Origin of the sequence: Rahnella sp. BIGb0236, from assembly GCF_004364755.1 — a bacterium.
Classification (GTDB): Bacteria; Pseudomonadota; Gammaproteobacteria; order Enterobacterales; family Enterobacteriaceae; genus Rahnella; species Rahnella victoriana.
In genome coordinates, this window is record NZ_SOAO01000016.1 from 1 (window position 1) to 14,774 (window position 14,774).

Sequence of the window (14,774 nt, forward strand, 5' to 3'; positions counted from 1 at the left end):
GCCACACCCTGAGCTGGGGCGACGGCCACAGCACCCGCCACGGCCATTACCTGTATGACCCCCTGGGCAGGCGCGTCGGCAAGCGCACCCTGCGCATCAGCCCGCACGGCCAGGAACTGGAGCCGGAATGCCTGACGTGGTACGGCTGGGAGGGCGACAACCTGGTGGTGTCAGAGCGCGACGGCCAGCGCATCCACACGCTGTATCAGCCGGGCAGCTTCGTGCCGCTGCTGCGCATGGCGGGCGGCATCCGCCAGCCGGTGCCGACGCTGGTGGCGCGGCTTGAGCAGGACGCGGACATCGTCTTCCCGCCGGAGGTCGCCGTGCGGATACACCGTCTGGAGCAGGACCTGCGCGCGGGCGAGCTGTGCGAACAAAGCCGGCAGTTGCTGGCGGCCTCGCAGCTGACGCCGGCGCGCCTGCTGCCGTTGCTGCAACCGGTGCCTGAAACCGCGCCGCCGGTGGTGCATCTGTACTGCTGCGACCACCTGGGCACGCCGCTGGCCCTGATAAACCCGCAGGGCCACGTCGACTGGCGGGCAGAGTTCGACCCGTGGGGCAATCAGGTGGACGGCAGCAACCCGCTGCGCATGTACCAGCCCATCCGCATGCAGGGTCAGCATTATGATGAGGAGTCGGGGCTGCACTACAACCGCCACCGGTATTACGATCCGACGCTGGGCAGGTATATCACGCAGGACCCGATTGGGTTATTGGGGGGATGGAATTTGTATCGTTACACCTCAAATCCGGCACAAGAAGTAGATCCATTAGGATTAGCGGGATTAGGACTTGGCAGCGTGGGTGGTGATAAGTATTGCCAAGGTATTGGCTCCGCAGAGAATTACCTATCACCTGAAGATGCTAAAAAAGTGATAAAAAACAATGAAAAAATGCATAACGTATATAACCCATTGGGGCAATATGTCCATGGAATTGCAGTCGGTTCAGCAGTTATTGGTATGGCCGGTATCAGTGCTGCGACCACCTTTAAAGCGGTAGCTGCAAAAGGTGCTGCGTGTATTGAGGATGTCGCTAAAGATATGATTGTTGAAGATGAAAGGGATACTAAGAAGTTAGCTCTCACTTGTAGTAAAAGTTTTATAAATCATGGTTCCTCGGACTTACAAGGCCAATGGTCTGATTATCTGATAGACAGTTTGGTTTCTTATAGTCAACGAGAATGATATTTATAAATTAATAGGATTAAATAATGAGTAATAAAATTATTCGTGGTGTCGTTGCTGTGGTTTTAGCGTCAGGATTATTGCTTTCGGCCTGTTTGTTGGAGTGGATCCCAAACAAAACTATGAAAGAATTTTTTATCACGCACATAAAAGAGAGAAATGCTAGCGATAATAATATAAATGAATTGATTCTTAAAGCTAAGCAAGGTGATATGAAATCGCAGTCTGAACTTGGTTTTCTTTACGAAAATGGCAAAGGTGTGGAAAAAAATTACTCACAAGCAGTTTATTGGTATAAGAAAGCTTCAGACCAAGGATATGCAATAGCTCAATATAATCTTGGAGCTTCATATGAAAATGGTAGAGGAGTTGACAAAAATGATCAACAAGCCAGGGAATGGTATAGGCAAGCTGCGGAGAATGGGGTGATTGAAGCACAGGTTAATCTAGGAATGATGTATTTGAATGGTGCAGGAGGAGTTCAAGATTATACCAAGTCGCTTTATTGGTTGATGAAAGCAGCAAAAAAAAATAACACAATTGCAATGAACAACTTAGGTTATATTTACAGCTCTGGCATAGGTACACAACCAAACCACGATGAAGCGATAAAATGGTATGCAAAATCAGCACAAATTGGATCGATGAAAGCACGGAACATGCTGGCATTATATTATTTACAGGAAATAGGGAATTTACCCCTTGATAAAAACAAAGCCATTAAGCTGTTAAATGAATCAGCTTGTCAGGGGTATCCTGTGGCACAAAATAACTTAGGTATTCTGTATTCAAATGCCAACTCCGGCCTGCCATTAAATTACTTATATGCTTACGCATGGTTTTCAGTAGCATTTTATAATGGGAGCAAAGATGCAAATAATTCGAAAAAGGAAATAGAAAAGAACCTAACATCTAAAGAACTTGAACAGGGCGAGTTGTTAGCCAGGGAATATATTAAGAAGTATCCAACGCCTGCTGATGAAAATGACACTTCAAAAGGGGGGACGGAGTGTACGAATATGATGCCTGAGTGGAAATAGGACATCATGTTAGCCAATCATTTTATATGTATCAGGGGATTAGGTCGAGTTAGTAAACCAGCGTAACGCCGGTAGGAATGTTCAGTACCAGGGTTTCTCCTTTGCTCAAGTTATCGAGATATTTCACCGGTGCCGACGCTGGTGGCGCGGCTTGAGCAGGACGCGGACATCGTCTTCCCGCCGGAGGTCGCCGTGCGGATACACCGTCTGGAGCAGGACCTGCGCGCGGGCGAGCTGTGCGAACAAAGCCGGCAGCTGCTGGCGGCCTCGCAGCTGACGCCGGCGCGCCTGCTGCCGTTGCTGCAACCGGTGCCTGAAACCGCGCCGCCGGTGGTGCATCTGTACTGCTGCGACCACCTGGGCACACCGCTGGCCCTGATAAATCAGCAGGGCCAGCATTATGATGAGGAGTCAGGGCTGTACTACAACCGCCACCGGTATTACGATCCGACGCTGGGAAGCGTATGTTCCTGATAAAAACAATTAAGAAATCTCTCAGCTTGTATAAGCATTCTATGATTTTGTGTTCTGCATTACTGAACGCCCATCCAGCGCATCAGCGCCGTGACAGCCGCCGCCGCGATAATAATCGTAATCAGCGGGGCTTTGCGCCACGCTAAAAACAACGCCACACCGACGCCAGTTATCCGCGCATAACCGGCGAAATGCTGGCCTTCAAACAGCGCCGACGTGGCCGCGACCGCCAGCAATAAGGTGGTTGCCGAATCCGACAGCATCGTCTGCATGGCGGGTGAAAAGTTGAGCCGCGAACCGAGCCGGTAACCAGCCACGCGCATCAGAAACGTTCCCGCTGCGAGAACGGCGATACCGGCAATAATCAGGCTGTGTGAGGTCATTTTCGGTTCCTCCAGGCCAGCAATCCGAGCAGTGAAAACAGCACCGGCATTCCGGCGGGCACAAAGGGCACCGTGGCGACAGAAATCAGCGCGCCGCAGGAGGCCGGGATCCGCGTCCGGCGGTTTCGCAGCGCCGGGAAAATCAACCCGAGCAGGATCGCCGGAAATACCGCGTCGAGGCCAATTGCTTTGATATCGGGAATGAACTGCCCGATGTATGCCCCGATAATCACGCTGACCGGCCAGAATAATGCGATACCCGCGCCGCACAGCCAGTAGGCGGTTTTGCGTTTTTCATACGTCGGTTGTGAAATCCCGAACACCACACTTTCGTCATTCATGATGTGACAACCGAGCCAGCTCATGGCCTTGCTGCCCACCAGATCCTTGACAGCAATCCCGAAGGGTAAATGGCGCGCATTGACGAGTAATCCCGCCGCTGCCGCAGCAAAGGGACTGCCGCCCCCGCCGACAATGGCAATAAATAAAAACTCCGACGCGCCGGCCAGCACCAGCAACGATAACGCCAGCGGCACCCAAAGTGGAAAGCCGCCTGCCACCGCCAGCGAGCCATACGAAATCCCGACCAGACCGTCGGCCAGACACACCAGAAAAATGGCTTTCACCACATCATTTCCCAGCGGTGAAAAGAAACGCGCACGCATAATTTCATCCCATATCGAACAAGTCTCCATTATAATGAACGCTTCCGAATCGTTCTTCAAGTCGAACGATCGTTCGTTATATTGATCAGGGCACGATTATGTCTCAACCTATCAGCGTGATTTCAAAGGGTCTGGTGCGCGAACGCCAGCGGGCTGGCCTGTCACTGGCGGAAGTGGCGCGCCGAGCGGGCATTGCGAAATCCACGCTTTCCCAGCTGGAAGCAGGTAATGGCAATCCGAGTCTGGAAACCTTATGGGCGCTGTGTGTGGCGCTGAATATTCCTTTCGCGCGACTGATGGAGCCGGAAGTGAACAAAATGCAGGTGATCCGCCGGGGCGAAGGCCCGACAGTCGTGGCGGAACTGGCAGATTATAAAGCGGTGCTGCTCGCCACCTGTCCGCCTGCCGCCCGCCGGGATATTTACCTGCTGACCACCCAGCCGGGTGCCGACCGCATCTCCAGCCCGCATCCGCAGGGGTCAGTGGAACACATCATCATCACGCAGGGGCGCGCCCTCGTCGGGCTGGTGGATTCACCGGTGGAACTGAATGCCGGTGATTACATCTCCTATCCCGCCGACGTGGAACACATCTTCCGGGCGCTGGAACCGGACACCATGGCGGTGCTGGTATCGGAGCAGAGTTAAAACGTAATCAGCTTCTTCGTTATTTTATTCTTCAGCAGCAACATGGAAGACAGCACTGAAAGCAGGAAGGTCAGCAGGATGACGAACAGTTTGGCGGTCAGGGAATTGATCGGGATCCACTGGATCAATAAATTGAACACGGTGTAGTGCAGGATATACACACCGGTCATGGTTTTACCCAGTGAGCTGACCATCTCGCCGACCGGCAAACGCGTGGCATCCTGTTTGACGCCGTTGGCCGCGATAATGATCAATACCACCAGAATATAAACCTGCGAGCCGGTCAGGATAAAGCTGTTGCGCTCGACGTTGAAGATGGAAAAGAAGAAATACTTTTCATAATACCAGGTGAAAACATACACAAAGGGGATGGCGATGGCGGCGATTTTTGCCACCCGCGGGCGGCCATACAGCGCGGAAACCACCGGGTCATACAGCAACTGACCGGTCAGGTAAAACAGGATCCATGTCCAGATACGGAACTGCGCGGGGGTCGAAAAGCTTTTATTCTCCGTGTAATAGATCGCCAGCAGATCGTAGGCATACGAGAAAATCAGCAGCCCGGCGATCAGCACCGCCAGAACAATGCGCCTTTTGGCCAGCCAGTCGACCACCGGATGAAAGGTGTAAATGATCACCAGTGAAAACATAAACCACGGCTGGATCAGATAGCCTTTCTGATAGGGACTCCATAAGTAATAAATGGAGAACCAGAAAATGAAGATGGTCAGGATGCCGCGTATTTTCTTCAGTTGCCATTCTGATGTGTGCTGCGAACCGGCATCCATATAGCCGGTCACCACGAAAAACAGCGGCGTGGCGATGGTGGAAATAAAGGTCAGAAACGCCAGAATACTGTCGTGATTGTAATTGTAATTATCGTAGGTGTTATAAACGGTAAAAAAGGTCACGGCGGTCAGGCAGCCGAGCGTTTTAATAATGTTCAGTCCCGTGGTGTTCATTGTGTGCGTCGTTGTCCTTCACGATGGAAACAGTTGTAAATCACAGGCAGAACCAGAAGCGTCAGCACTGTGGCAAATCCCAGCCCGAACATAATAACCACGGCCATGCTCTGGAAAAAGACATCCAGCAACAATGGCGCAAGTCCCAGCACCGTGGTGAAGGCGGTCAGCAGGATCGGCCGCAGGCGCGAGGTGGCGGCGTAGATAATGGCTTCGGTCTGGTTTTTCTCTTTTTTCTGCTGGCCGATCTCCTCGACCAGCACGATGCCGTTGCGGATTAACATCCCGCTCAGACTGAGCAGACCAATCAGCGCCATAAATCCAAACGGGATCCCGGTCAGCAGGAAACCAAAAGTGACGCCGATCAGTGCCAGCGGCACGGTCAGCCAGATGGCGATGGCATTTTTCACCGAACTGAACATCAGGACGGTGATGATAAACATCATCAGGAAGCCGATCGGCAGCGTGGTGAACAAGCCCTGCTGCGCCTCGGCGGAATTCTCCGCGTCGCCGCCCCATTCAATGCTGTAGCCGTGCGGCAGGGTCAGCGCCTCAATCTGCGGCCGGATACGCGCCAGCATATCGCCGGACGTCTCGCCGCTGGCCGGATCCGGATCGGTCTGCACGGTGAGCATCCGCATGCGGTCACGGCGCATGATCAGCGGATCTTCCCATTCGACTTTAAAATCACTGACCACGTTACTCAGCGGGATAAACTGCTGGCGCGTCTGGCTCCACACCATGATGTTCGCCATGTGATCGACATCCAGCCGTTCCGCCGCCGGAGGACGCAGGACCACCGGCATCAGCGTCGAGCCGTCACGGAAAATCCCGACGGTGCTGCCGCTGAAATTCATCTGTAAGGCGCTGTCGACATCACCCCGGTCAACGCCCAGTTCGCGTCCGAGGTAAGGCGAGAACACCGGACGCACCATTTTGCTGCGATCCTGCCAGTCGTTGCGCACGCCGTCTGCCGACTCGTCATCAAGAATAATTTTATCCACCTGACTGGCGATCCGGCGCAGAGTATCCGGATCCGATCCTTTGATGCGCACTTCAATCGCGCTGTCGCCGGACGGGCCAAACATGATGCGTTTAAGCCGCGCATTCACTTCGGGATAATGCTGCGCAATATCCTGTTCGGTGCGTTCAATCAGGCCGGCGATTTTCCGCTGATCGTCCATACGCACCATGATCTGCGCGTAGTTGGAATACTGGCGCTGGCCGTTATAAGTGAGGATAAAGCGCATTCCGCCCTGACCGACGGTGGTGACGGTGTTTTCCACGCCGTCCTGATGGTTGATCTTTTTCTCGATTTCCCCGGCAATGCGCGCGGTGTAATTGATGTCGGTGCCGTAGGGCATCCACAAATCGACGAAGAAAATCGGTGTATTGGACGAAGGGAAAAAGTTCTGACGCACGAAGCCGAATCCCCAGACGGAGGCCACCAGCAACGCCGCCAGCACGGTCAGTGTCACAGTCTGTCGCACCAGCAACGCGGACAGAACACGCCGGTAGACGCGAAATATCCAGCCGCCGTAAGGGTCGGCCTGTTCGTCGGGTTTTTTCTCCGCCACTTTCATATTGGCGAACGCCCATTTTACCAGCACCGGCGTCAGCGTCAGTGCGGTCACCCAGCTGAGCATCAGCGAAATCAGCAGCACCTGGAACAGCGATTTACAGTATTCGCCGGTGGAATCCTGCGAAAGACCAATCGGCGCAAACGCCAGAATGGCGATCACCGTCGCGCCCAGTAACGGCAGGGCGGAACGTTTAATGATGTGCGAGATGGCGTTCATCAGCGGGTTACCCTGCTGGCGGGAAATCAGCACGCCTTCCACCACCACGATCGCGTTATCCACCAGCATACTGAGCGCAATGATCAGCGCACCGAGGGAGATCCGCTGAAGTTCGATACCGAACAAAGACATGATCAGCAAGGTGCCGAGCACGTTCAGCGCCAGCGACACGGCAATGATAATGCCGCTGCGCAGCCCCATGAAGATCAGCAATACGCCGACCACAATCGCCAGCGCCATCAGGAAGTTAATGATAAAGCCGTCGACGGATTTCTTCACTTCAGCGGCCTGATCATAGAAGACTTTCAGCTGGATCCCCGCCGGTTTATCGGCTGAAAGTTGCTGCATCCGCGCTTCGATCGCGTGGCCGATATTCATGACATTGACGCCGGGAATATACGAGACGCCGAGGGTCAGCGCGTCGCGGCCATTGGCGTGGTAAATATTGCCCGGATGATCGCTCACGCCCTGCGATACGGTGGCGATATCGCGCAGATAAATGCTGTGGGTGGATCCGGCGGGACTGATCAGCACATTATTCAGCTCATCAATGTTTTGAAATCCGCCGCTCGGATGCAGACGGATCGACTCGCTGCCGACCGTCATGCTGCCCGCGTCGGACACCAGATTCTGCCGGTTCAGGACGTCGGCAAGGCGCGGCAGGGTGACGCCGTAGGCCGCCATTTTGGCGCGGGAAATCTCGATATTCACCTGTTCAGGAATGATGCCGCCGATGGCGACTTTCCCCACGCCGGGCACCAGCACCAGTTCCCTGCGCAACTGTTCGGCGTATTTACGCAGTTCCGGGTTGGTAAAATTGTCGCCGTAGATCGAGAAAAAATAACCGTACACATCCCCGAAATCGTCATTCACAAACGGCGGGCTGACACCGGGCGGAAACTGCAAGGTGGCGTCGTTGACGCGGCGGCGCAGTTCATCCCAGATTTGTGGCAGTTCAGACGAGTGATAGCGGGAATCAATATTGACGGTGATTTGCGATAAGCCGACAGCGGAAATAGACGAAATATTATCGACGTAGGGCAGGCGTTGCAGGGCATTTTCCAGCGGCAGCGTGACTTCTTCCTCGACCTGCTGGGAAGAGGCACCGGGATATTGCACCGACACTACGGCAGTTTTGATGGTAAATGCCGGATCTTCCAGCCTGCCGATATTGAATAACGCAATCAGCCCGCCCACCCCGAGCAGCAGGATCACCAGCCAGACGCGCGTCGGGTTATTGATAAAACTGTCATTAATGCTCATTACAGTCCCCGTTCCCTGACCCAGATGCGAACCGGCTGCTGAGCGTGCAGTTCGCCCACGCCTGCGGCAACCACTCTGTCGCCTTTTTGCAGTCCGGCGGTGATTTCAATGCCTTGCGAGGTCAGCTCGCCGACGGTGACTTTGCGGTCTTCGACGTGCAGGGTGTCGCCCTCACCGGCGACCAGCCAGACGTGCGCGTTGTTGCGCTGACTGCTGTCCGGGTTAAACACCGCTTCAACCGGGATCACCAGCGTCTCTGCCGGTGTTGCCGTGGCGAGATTGGCCGGATTGACCGTCACGGTGCCGCTTAACCCGGCCACGGCCGGGAAGTTTTCCGGACGCGGCATGGTCAGCGTCACCTGCCAGGTCAGCGAATTGGCTTCACTGCTGGCGGTGTGTTCTTTATAGGTGGCGGTGAATTCGCGGTCGGGCAGGTTATTGATGCGCACCCGTGGCTGATAACCGGCATTACGCATATCAAGGCTGGTAAACAGGTTTTCCGGCACGCTGAATATTACATCCAGCACATCGGCACGGCTGATAGTCGCCACCGGCTGACCGGCGGCCACCACCTGATGATTGCGCACGGAAAGCCGGGCAATCACTCCGCTGAACGGCGCGGTCAGGTTCAGGTCATTGAGTTCTTCCTGCGCGATTTTCAGCGCGGCGGCGGCGGAATCCCGGCTGGCTTTGTGCACTTCCAGTTCCGCCTGCGACACCACGTTGCGCCGTGCCAGCGTCTGATAACGTTCGAACTGGCGCTGCGCCAGCGTGGCGGCGCTCTGGCGATCGTTAAGTCGCTGACGGGCATCATTATTGGTCAGGCGGGCGAGGATTTGCCCTTGTTTTACCGCTTCGCCTTCACGCACATCCAGCGTCTGTAACTGGCCTGCGCGCTTGAAAGCGATGTCGGTATTATCCCCCGCCAGAATACGGGCCGGAAAAACGCGGGTGCTGAGCGGACTGGCCGCTTCGGCGGTGGCGATTTTAACCTGACGTGGCGGAACAGGGGCGTCTGCGGTTTTCTGATCGCAGGCACTTAACAGGAACAGAAGGAACAAAAGTAACAGAGCGGGAGAAAAACGGATGTTCAACATACTTCCCTCATGCAAACCACGCGCGAAATAATAAATACCGGCAGAATACTCAGGGGCTTTAGTGTCAGGCACCGCTATATTCTGCTTTGACGTATTTTCAGTGAGACTATTAAGCGACTTCTTGTTTTTGTTTATCTAATTGTTTTTTTAAAGCAGGGAATTAACACTATTTAACACGGTATATTATAGTTTATACAGCTTTAAGCATCTTGCCAGAAAACATCATGACAATTCATTCATTACCCGCTTCATTTATGAACCATTTCAGGGGTCAAGGAGTCAGGCATCATGAATAACCCAGCGCCACATTCTGTGAATAAATTAACAACAGAAAAACTGTGGTATCAGCAAAGTGTAGAAGAAAGTCTGGCAGGGTTGCAGTCCGGGCCAGACGGGCTATCTCCCGAAGACGCACAAAACAAATTAAAACATTACGGTCCGAATGTCCTGCCGCAAAAAGAAGGTAAATCTCTATTTATTAAGTTTATTTCCCACTTTAAAGATATCCTGATTTATATATTGCTTGCCGCTGCCGTGATCACCGCGATTATGGGGCACTGGGTTGATACGCTGGTGATATTAGGCGTGGCGGTAATCAATGCCCTGATTGGCTTCATTCAGGAGAATAATGCTGAAAAATCATTGAAGAGCATCCAGAATATGCTTTCCAGTGAGGCGCTGGTATTACGCGGCGGCCAGCAGGTTACCGTGGCTACCGACGAGATCGTACCGGGGGATATTGTGCTGTTGCGCCCCGGCGATAAAATCCCTGCCGATTTACGGCTGATCGATGTGCATAACCTGCGGGTCGAAGAGGCCATTCTCACCGGTGAATCCACCGTCGTATCGAAAAAAACCGACTCGCTGGAAGGCGAAAAATCCATCGGTGATCGCAAAAATCTGGCGTTTTCAGGTACCACCGTCAGTTCCGGTACGGCCAGCGGCGTGGTGTTTGCGACCGGCGGTCAGACGGAACTCGGTCACATCAATGAAATGCTTTCTTCTATAGAAGACAACAAAACGCCGCTGCTGGTGCAGATCGACAAACTCGGCAAATCCATTTTCATCATTATTCTGTTCATGATGGTGGCGTTGCTGATTTTCGGCTATCTGCTGCGCGATATTCCGTTTGGCGAACTGTTGCTGTCGGTTATCAGTCTGGCGGTGGCGGCGGTGCCGGAAGGGTTACCGGCGATCATTTCTATTATTCTCTCCCTCGGCGTGCAGGCCATGGCGCGCTCGAAAGCCATTATCCGCAAACTGCCGACTGTGGAAACGCTGGGCGCGATGTCAGTGATTTGTTCGGATAAGACCGGTACGCTGACCATGAATGAGATGACCGTGAAAGCGGTCATTCTGGCGGATAATGTCTGGACGGTGGAAGGCAACAGCTACGAACCGATGGGCAGCTTTACCCCCGCCGGTGCGGCGACACCGCAGCCTGCGGATTCGTCACCGCTGCTGACTCAGTTTCTGCGTACCGTGGATATCTGTAACGACAGTACGCTGAAGCAGGATGCGCAGGGGCACTGGGGCATTACCGGCGGTCCGACCGAAGGGGCGCTGAAAGTGCTGGCCGCCAAGGCGCATCTGCCGGAACTGGCATTCAGCCTCAGCAGTAAAATCCCGTTCGATTCGCTCTACAAATATATGGCGGTGGCCGGCGAGAAAAACGGCGAGTCGCAGATCATGCTGACCGGCGCGCCGGATGTGCTGCTCAAACTCTGTCAGTTCCAGCAGACACCGGAAGGCGCGGTGCCACTGGATCATGCCTACTGGGAATCGGCGATCACACAATATGCCAGCGAAGGGCTGCGCATGGTGGCGGCGGCCTGGAAGCCGGTCGGTCAGCCAGTTACCGCGCTGGACCATCCGGAACTCAGTCACGGCATGGTGCTGATTGGTATTGCGGGCATGATGGATCCGCCGCGTCCCGAAGCGATTGTGGCGATTGGCGAATGCCAGCAGGCCGGGATCCGCGTCAAGATGATCACCGGTGACCATCAGGAAACCGCGATGGCCATCGGTAAAATGCTTGGCATCGGCAACAGCGGGAACTCCATCACCGGCTATGAGCTGGAACATATGGATGACGCGCAACTGAGAACGGCGGCTACACAGTTCGATATTTTCGCCCGTACCAGTCCGGAACATAAATTGCGTCTGGTGAAAGCGTTGCAGGATACCGGAGAGATTGTCGGGATGACCGGCGACGGGGTGAACGATGCACCGGCGCTGAAACAGGCTAACGTCGGCATTGCGATGGGTATCAAAGGGACGGAAGTGACCAAAGAATCCGCCGACATGATCCTGGTAGACGACAACTTTGCCACCATAGCCAATGCGGTCAGGGAAGGACGACGGGTTTACGATAACCTGAAAAAAACCATCCTCTTTATTATGCCGACCAACCTGGCGCAGGGGCTGCTGATTATTATCGCCATTCTGATGGGTAATTTTCTGCCGCTTACGCCGGTGCAAATCCTCTGGATGAACATGGCGACGTCCGCAACGCTCTCCTTCGGTCTGGCATTTGAAAAGGCCGAAAGCCGTGTGATGCGTCGTCCGCCGCGTAACGTCAGCGCGCACGTGATGGATAGATACGCTATCTGGCGCGTGGCGTTTGTCGGGTTGCTGATTTCCATCAGCGCCTTCATGCTCGAAGCCTGGCTACAGCCACGCGGCTATGAGCCGGAATTCATCCGCACCGTGCTGCTGCAGACACTGGTTACCGCGCAATGGGTATACATGATCAACTGCCGTGACTCGGATAACTTCTCACTCAGTCGCGGTCTGCTGCAAAACAAAGGTATCTGGATTGTCACCGTGGTGCTGTTTGCGCTGCAGGCGATCATTATCTACGTTCCGCTGATGAACACGCTGTTCGGCACGCGTCCGCTGCCGTTCATCTACTGGATTATCGGTTTGCTGATCGGTGTTGCGCTGTTTGTGATTGTCGAGATAGAGAAAGTACTGACCCGCAGCTGGCGTAAAGCGAGCTAAGGCTAACCCCTGAGCAAGTAGCATGCTGCCTGCTCAGGGGGATGTAAGGCTACAACGTAAACACGGTCACCGTCTGTCGTAACTGGTTCGCCTGCTGATCCAGTGAAGCCGCGGCAGCGGCGGCCTGTTCCACCAACGCGGCGTTTTGCTGCGTCACGCCATCCATCTGTGTGACCGCCAGGTTTACCTGCCCGATACCGATACTTTGCTCTGACGAGGCGGAGGCGATCTCATCCATAATGTCATTCACCTGACGGATTGACTGCACAATTTCATTCATGCGCTCACCGACCAGCGTCACCTGACTGGAACCGTCAGTGATCCGCGTGACTGATTCACCAATCAGATTCTTGATGTCTTTCGCCGCCGTCGCACTGCGCTGAGCGAGCGTCCGTACCTCACTGGCGACCACCGCGAAACCGCGCCCGGCTTCTCCTGCCCGTGCCGCTTCCACCGCCGCGTTCAGCGCCAGAATGTTGGTCTGGAACGCGATGCCTTCAATCACACTGACGATCTGCACGATGTCCTGAGACTCTGAAGAAATCCGCTGCATGGTCTGCGTTAGCTGGCTCATGGCTTCTCCGCCGTGCTGCGTGGCGGAAGAGGCTTTCACCGCCAACTGGCTGGCCTGCCGGGCGTTATCGGCATTCAGGGTGACGGTGGCGGTGATCTCTTCCATGCTGGCTGCGGTTTCCTGCAGCGATGACGCCTGTTCTTCCGTGCGCTGTGACAAATCCGTATTCCCCATGGAAATCTCGCTCGCACCGGTGGCGATAGCATCGCTCGACAACTGGATTTCCTGCACCAGTTCGCGCAGCTTTTGCTTCATTTCATTGAGTGTGTACATCAGACTTGAGCGGTCATTTGGCGCCAGCTTCACGGTAACGCCTAAATTGCCGGAAGCAATCTGCGCGGCGATATTGGCAGCAATATCCGGTTCGCCGCCCAATGTCCGGCGGATACTGCGAGTCATGACACCTGCAATCACGCTCACTATCACGAAAATCCCCAGTGAGATGGCCAACAATTCCCATGCCATTTTCCAGAAGCTGGCATTAATGTCGTCATAGAAGAACCCGGTGCCGAGCATCCAGTTCCATTCAGGAATTAGCACCACGCCCTGCAACTTCGGCTGCAACGGCTCGTCTTTGCTGCGTTTAACCAGTACATCAACCAGCCCGAAGTGATCCTGCTTCACCGCTTGCTTATAGGCTTCATTATCGACGATGCCTGATGGAGTATGGTTGCCACCGGAGCGTTTGCCGATCAGATCAGGATTGGGGTGCACGACCGTCAAATCTTTGTCATCGTTAGCCCAGTAATAACTTTTGGATCCGCTGTTCAGTTCGGAAAGCATTTTCTTTGCGCCTTCCTGTGCGGCGGCCTGGCTCAATTTTCCGGCTGTCTGCTGTTGCACGTAATACCGCGAGATATGCTCGGCTTTGGTCAGCAAATTAACGATTTCAGCCTTTCTGCCTTCAATCAGAGAGTCATTCAATGAATACAATGCGGAACCCACGACACAGGCCACGCCGAGCAGGGCAGAACCAACAAGGACGAATAATCTTGTGGAGATTTTCATAGCTTACCTTTTATTTTATGAGCCATAACATAAGGAAAGCATCGGCCATGATTTGTTATTACTTTAATAATGATTTGTAAACTGAAGGTTGTGTTGTGGGGTTGAGTGGAACGAGCACTCACATTTGCAGCGGGTAAAGGGAGTGCCCCCTCAAATCAGTTATGCCATATAGAGCCGGAAAGACGACTTCGCTTAGCCAGATGTCAGCCAATGTTCATGACGTCCCTCCACGAGCCTGACTTACCGGTAAACACAAGAAATGCGACCGGGATAATTCTAAGCGGCATGGTGGGATAAGAGTAAACAGGCTCTGCTGCAATCACCTGTCAGCCGTTAAAACATGCAATCAGCCGCCAGGCTGGTCTTTTACTGGCCAGTTAACGCGTTTATTTTCTGCAACTTTCCTAAATTGTAAAACTTGCTTTTTTTTATATTTCCACGAGTTATCTGATAGCTAAAGACTCATCAAAGGGAATGTCTCACTTTTTATACAGAGATTTAACGAGAAATGGGAATTAATTTAAGAATACTCTTGATATTTGCTGTGAGTAAAAATCAGATAATTACCCATATTTGTCTGAAATAGCAGCCATTAGGCGGCTTTTCTTACTTATTAGGAATCCTCTTGGTGAGCTTATGGTTAAATAACAAGGTTAATGGCTATGCATAACT

11 protein-coding genes and 1 pseudogene are annotated in these 14,774 nt (G+C 53.6%); 5 read left to right on the plus strand and 7 right to left on the minus strand.

Going from position 1 to position 14,774, the window contains the following annotated elements:
* Positions 1–1,187, plus strand: a 1,187-nt coding sequence (locus EDF78_RS22490) for an RHS repeat-associated core domain-containing protein (RefSeq protein WP_208294494.1), incomplete at its 5' end; no start/stop codon positions are given.
* 26 nt (positions 1,188–1,213) lie between these two features.
* Positions 1,214–2,227 (plus strand): tetratricopeptide repeat protein, encoded by a 1,014-nt coding sequence (locus tag EDF78_RS22495; protein WP_119826981.1) that lies wholly within the window; start codon positions 1,214–1,216, stop codon positions 2,225–2,227.
* Positions 2,228–2,279: 52 nt separating this feature from the next.
* On the opposite strand, the pseudogene gpmA reads toward EDF78_RS22495, so the two are convergent.
* A pseudogene (gene gpmA, locus EDF78_RS25865) lies at positions 2,280–2,360 on the minus strand (2,3-diphosphoglycerate-dependent phosphoglycerate mutase); the annotation flags it as partial.
* A 59-nt stretch (positions 2,361–2,419) separates the two neighbouring features.
* Between gpmA and EDF78_RS22500 the strand changes: the two are divergent.
* Positions 2,420–2,701 carry an RHS repeat-associated core domain-containing protein gene (locus EDF78_RS22500; RefSeq protein ID WP_133823928.1) on the plus strand — a complete coding sequence of 94 codons (282 nt, stop codon included), beginning with the start codon at positions 2,420–2,422 and terminating at the stop codon, positions 2,699–2,701.
* 59 nt (positions 2,702–2,760) lie between these two features.
* On the opposite strand, the gene EDF78_RS22505 is transcribed toward EDF78_RS22500, so the two are convergent.
* Positions 2,761–3,084 (minus strand): AzlD domain-containing protein, encoded by a 324-nt coding sequence (locus EDF78_RS22505; RefSeq protein WP_119826975.1) that lies wholly within the window; start codon positions 3,082–3,084, stop codon positions 2,761–2,763.
* Entirely contained in the window at positions 3,081–3,749 is a 669-nt protein-coding gene (locus EDF78_RS22510; protein ID WP_119826973.1) for an AzlC family ABC transporter permease, read from the minus strand. Before EDF78_RS22510 ends, EDF78_RS22505 begins: the two co-directional genes overlap by 4 nt.
* A gap of 98 nt (positions 3,750–3,847) precedes the next feature.
* Between EDF78_RS22510 and EDF78_RS22515 the strand changes: the two genes are divergently transcribed.
* Positions 3,848–4,396 carry an XRE family transcriptional regulator gene (locus EDF78_RS22515; RefSeq protein ID WP_119826971.1) on the plus strand — a complete coding sequence of 183 codons (549 nt, stop codon included), beginning with the start codon at positions 3,848–3,850 and terminating at the stop codon, positions 4,394–4,396.
* On the opposite strand, the gene EDF78_RS22520 is transcribed toward EDF78_RS22515, so the two are convergent.
* From EDF78_RS22520 to EDF78_RS22530, 3 genes are read right to left on the minus strand one after another with little or no spacing between them, the layout of a single operon-like run.
* On the minus strand, positions 4,393–5,358 hold the full coding sequence (locus EDF78_RS22520) for an acyltransferase family protein (protein WP_133823929.1): 966 nt from the start codon (positions 5,356–5,358) through the stop codon (positions 4,393–4,395). The genes EDF78_RS22515 and EDF78_RS22520 overlap by 4 nt on opposite strands.
* A complete protein-coding gene (locus EDF78_RS22525) occupies positions 5,355–8,420 on the minus strand; it encodes an efflux RND transporter permease subunit (RefSeq protein ID WP_133823930.1) in 3,066 nt (1,021 codons plus the stop codon). Before EDF78_RS22525 ends, EDF78_RS22520 begins: the two co-directional genes overlap by 4 nt.
* Positions 8,420–9,517 (minus strand): efflux RND transporter periplasmic adaptor subunit, encoded by a 1,098-nt coding sequence (locus tag EDF78_RS22530; RefSeq protein ID WP_208294495.1) that lies wholly within the window; start codon positions 9,515–9,517, stop codon positions 8,420–8,422. The genes EDF78_RS22525 and EDF78_RS22530 overlap by 1 nt, the downstream gene beginning before the upstream one ends.
* 288 nt (positions 9,518–9,805) lie before the next feature.
* Here EDF78_RS22530 and EDF78_RS22535 point away from each other — a divergent pair, with 288 nt between their 5' ends.
* Complete coding sequence (locus EDF78_RS22535) at positions 9,806–12,520, plus strand: cation-transporting P-type ATPase (protein ID WP_133823931.1); 2,715 nt, start codon at positions 9,806–9,808, stop codon at positions 12,518–12,520.
* Positions 12,521–12,569: 49 nt separating this feature from the next.
* Here the strand turns inward: EDF78_RS22535 and EDF78_RS22540 are convergent, their stop codons facing one another.
* The gene (locus EDF78_RS22540; protein ID WP_133823932.1) at positions 12,570–14,102 is read right to left on the minus strand and encodes a methyl-accepting chemotaxis protein; all 1,533 of its coding nucleotides are present in this window, start codon (positions 14,100–14,102) and stop codon (positions 12,570–12,572) included.
* Positions 14,103–14,774 lie beyond the last annotated feature (672 nt).

Excerpts from the sequence above, each read along its gene's own strand:
- EDF78_RS22495 (WP_119826981.1), top strand. The coding sequence starts at position 1,214 with ATGAGTAATAAAATTATTCGTGGTGTCGTTGCTGTGGTTTTAGCGTCA.
- EDF78_RS22505 (WP_119826975.1), bottom strand. The coding sequence starts at position 3,084 with ATGACCTCACACAGCCTGATTATTGCCGGTATCGCCGTTCTCGCAGCG.
- EDF78_RS22510 (WP_119826973.1), bottom strand. The coding sequence starts at position 3,749 with ATGCGTGCGCGTTTCTTTTCACCGCTGGGAAATGATGTGGTGAAAGCC.
- EDF78_RS22515 (WP_119826971.1), top strand. The coding sequence starts at position 3,848 with ATGTCTCAACCTATCAGCGTGATTTCAAAGGGTCTGGTGCGCGAACGC.
- EDF78_RS22520 (WP_133823929.1), bottom strand. The coding sequence starts at position 5,358 with ATGAACACCACGGGACTGAACATTATTAAAACGCTCGGCTGCCTGACC.
- EDF78_RS22525 (WP_133823930.1), bottom strand. The coding sequence starts at position 8,420 with ATGAGCATTAATGACAGTTTTATCAATAACCCGACGCGCGTCTGGCTG.
- EDF78_RS22530 (WP_208294495.1), bottom strand. The coding sequence starts at position 9,517 with ATGTTGAACATCCGTTTTTCTCCCGCTCTGTTACTTTTGTTCCTTCTG.
- EDF78_RS22535 (WP_133823931.1), top strand. The coding sequence starts at position 9,806 with ATGAATAACCCAGCGCCACATTCTGTGAATAAATTAACAACAGAAAAA.
- EDF78_RS22540 (WP_133823932.1), bottom strand. The coding sequence starts at position 14,102 with ATGAAAATCTCCACAAGATTATTCGTCCTTGTTGGTTCTGCCCTGCTC.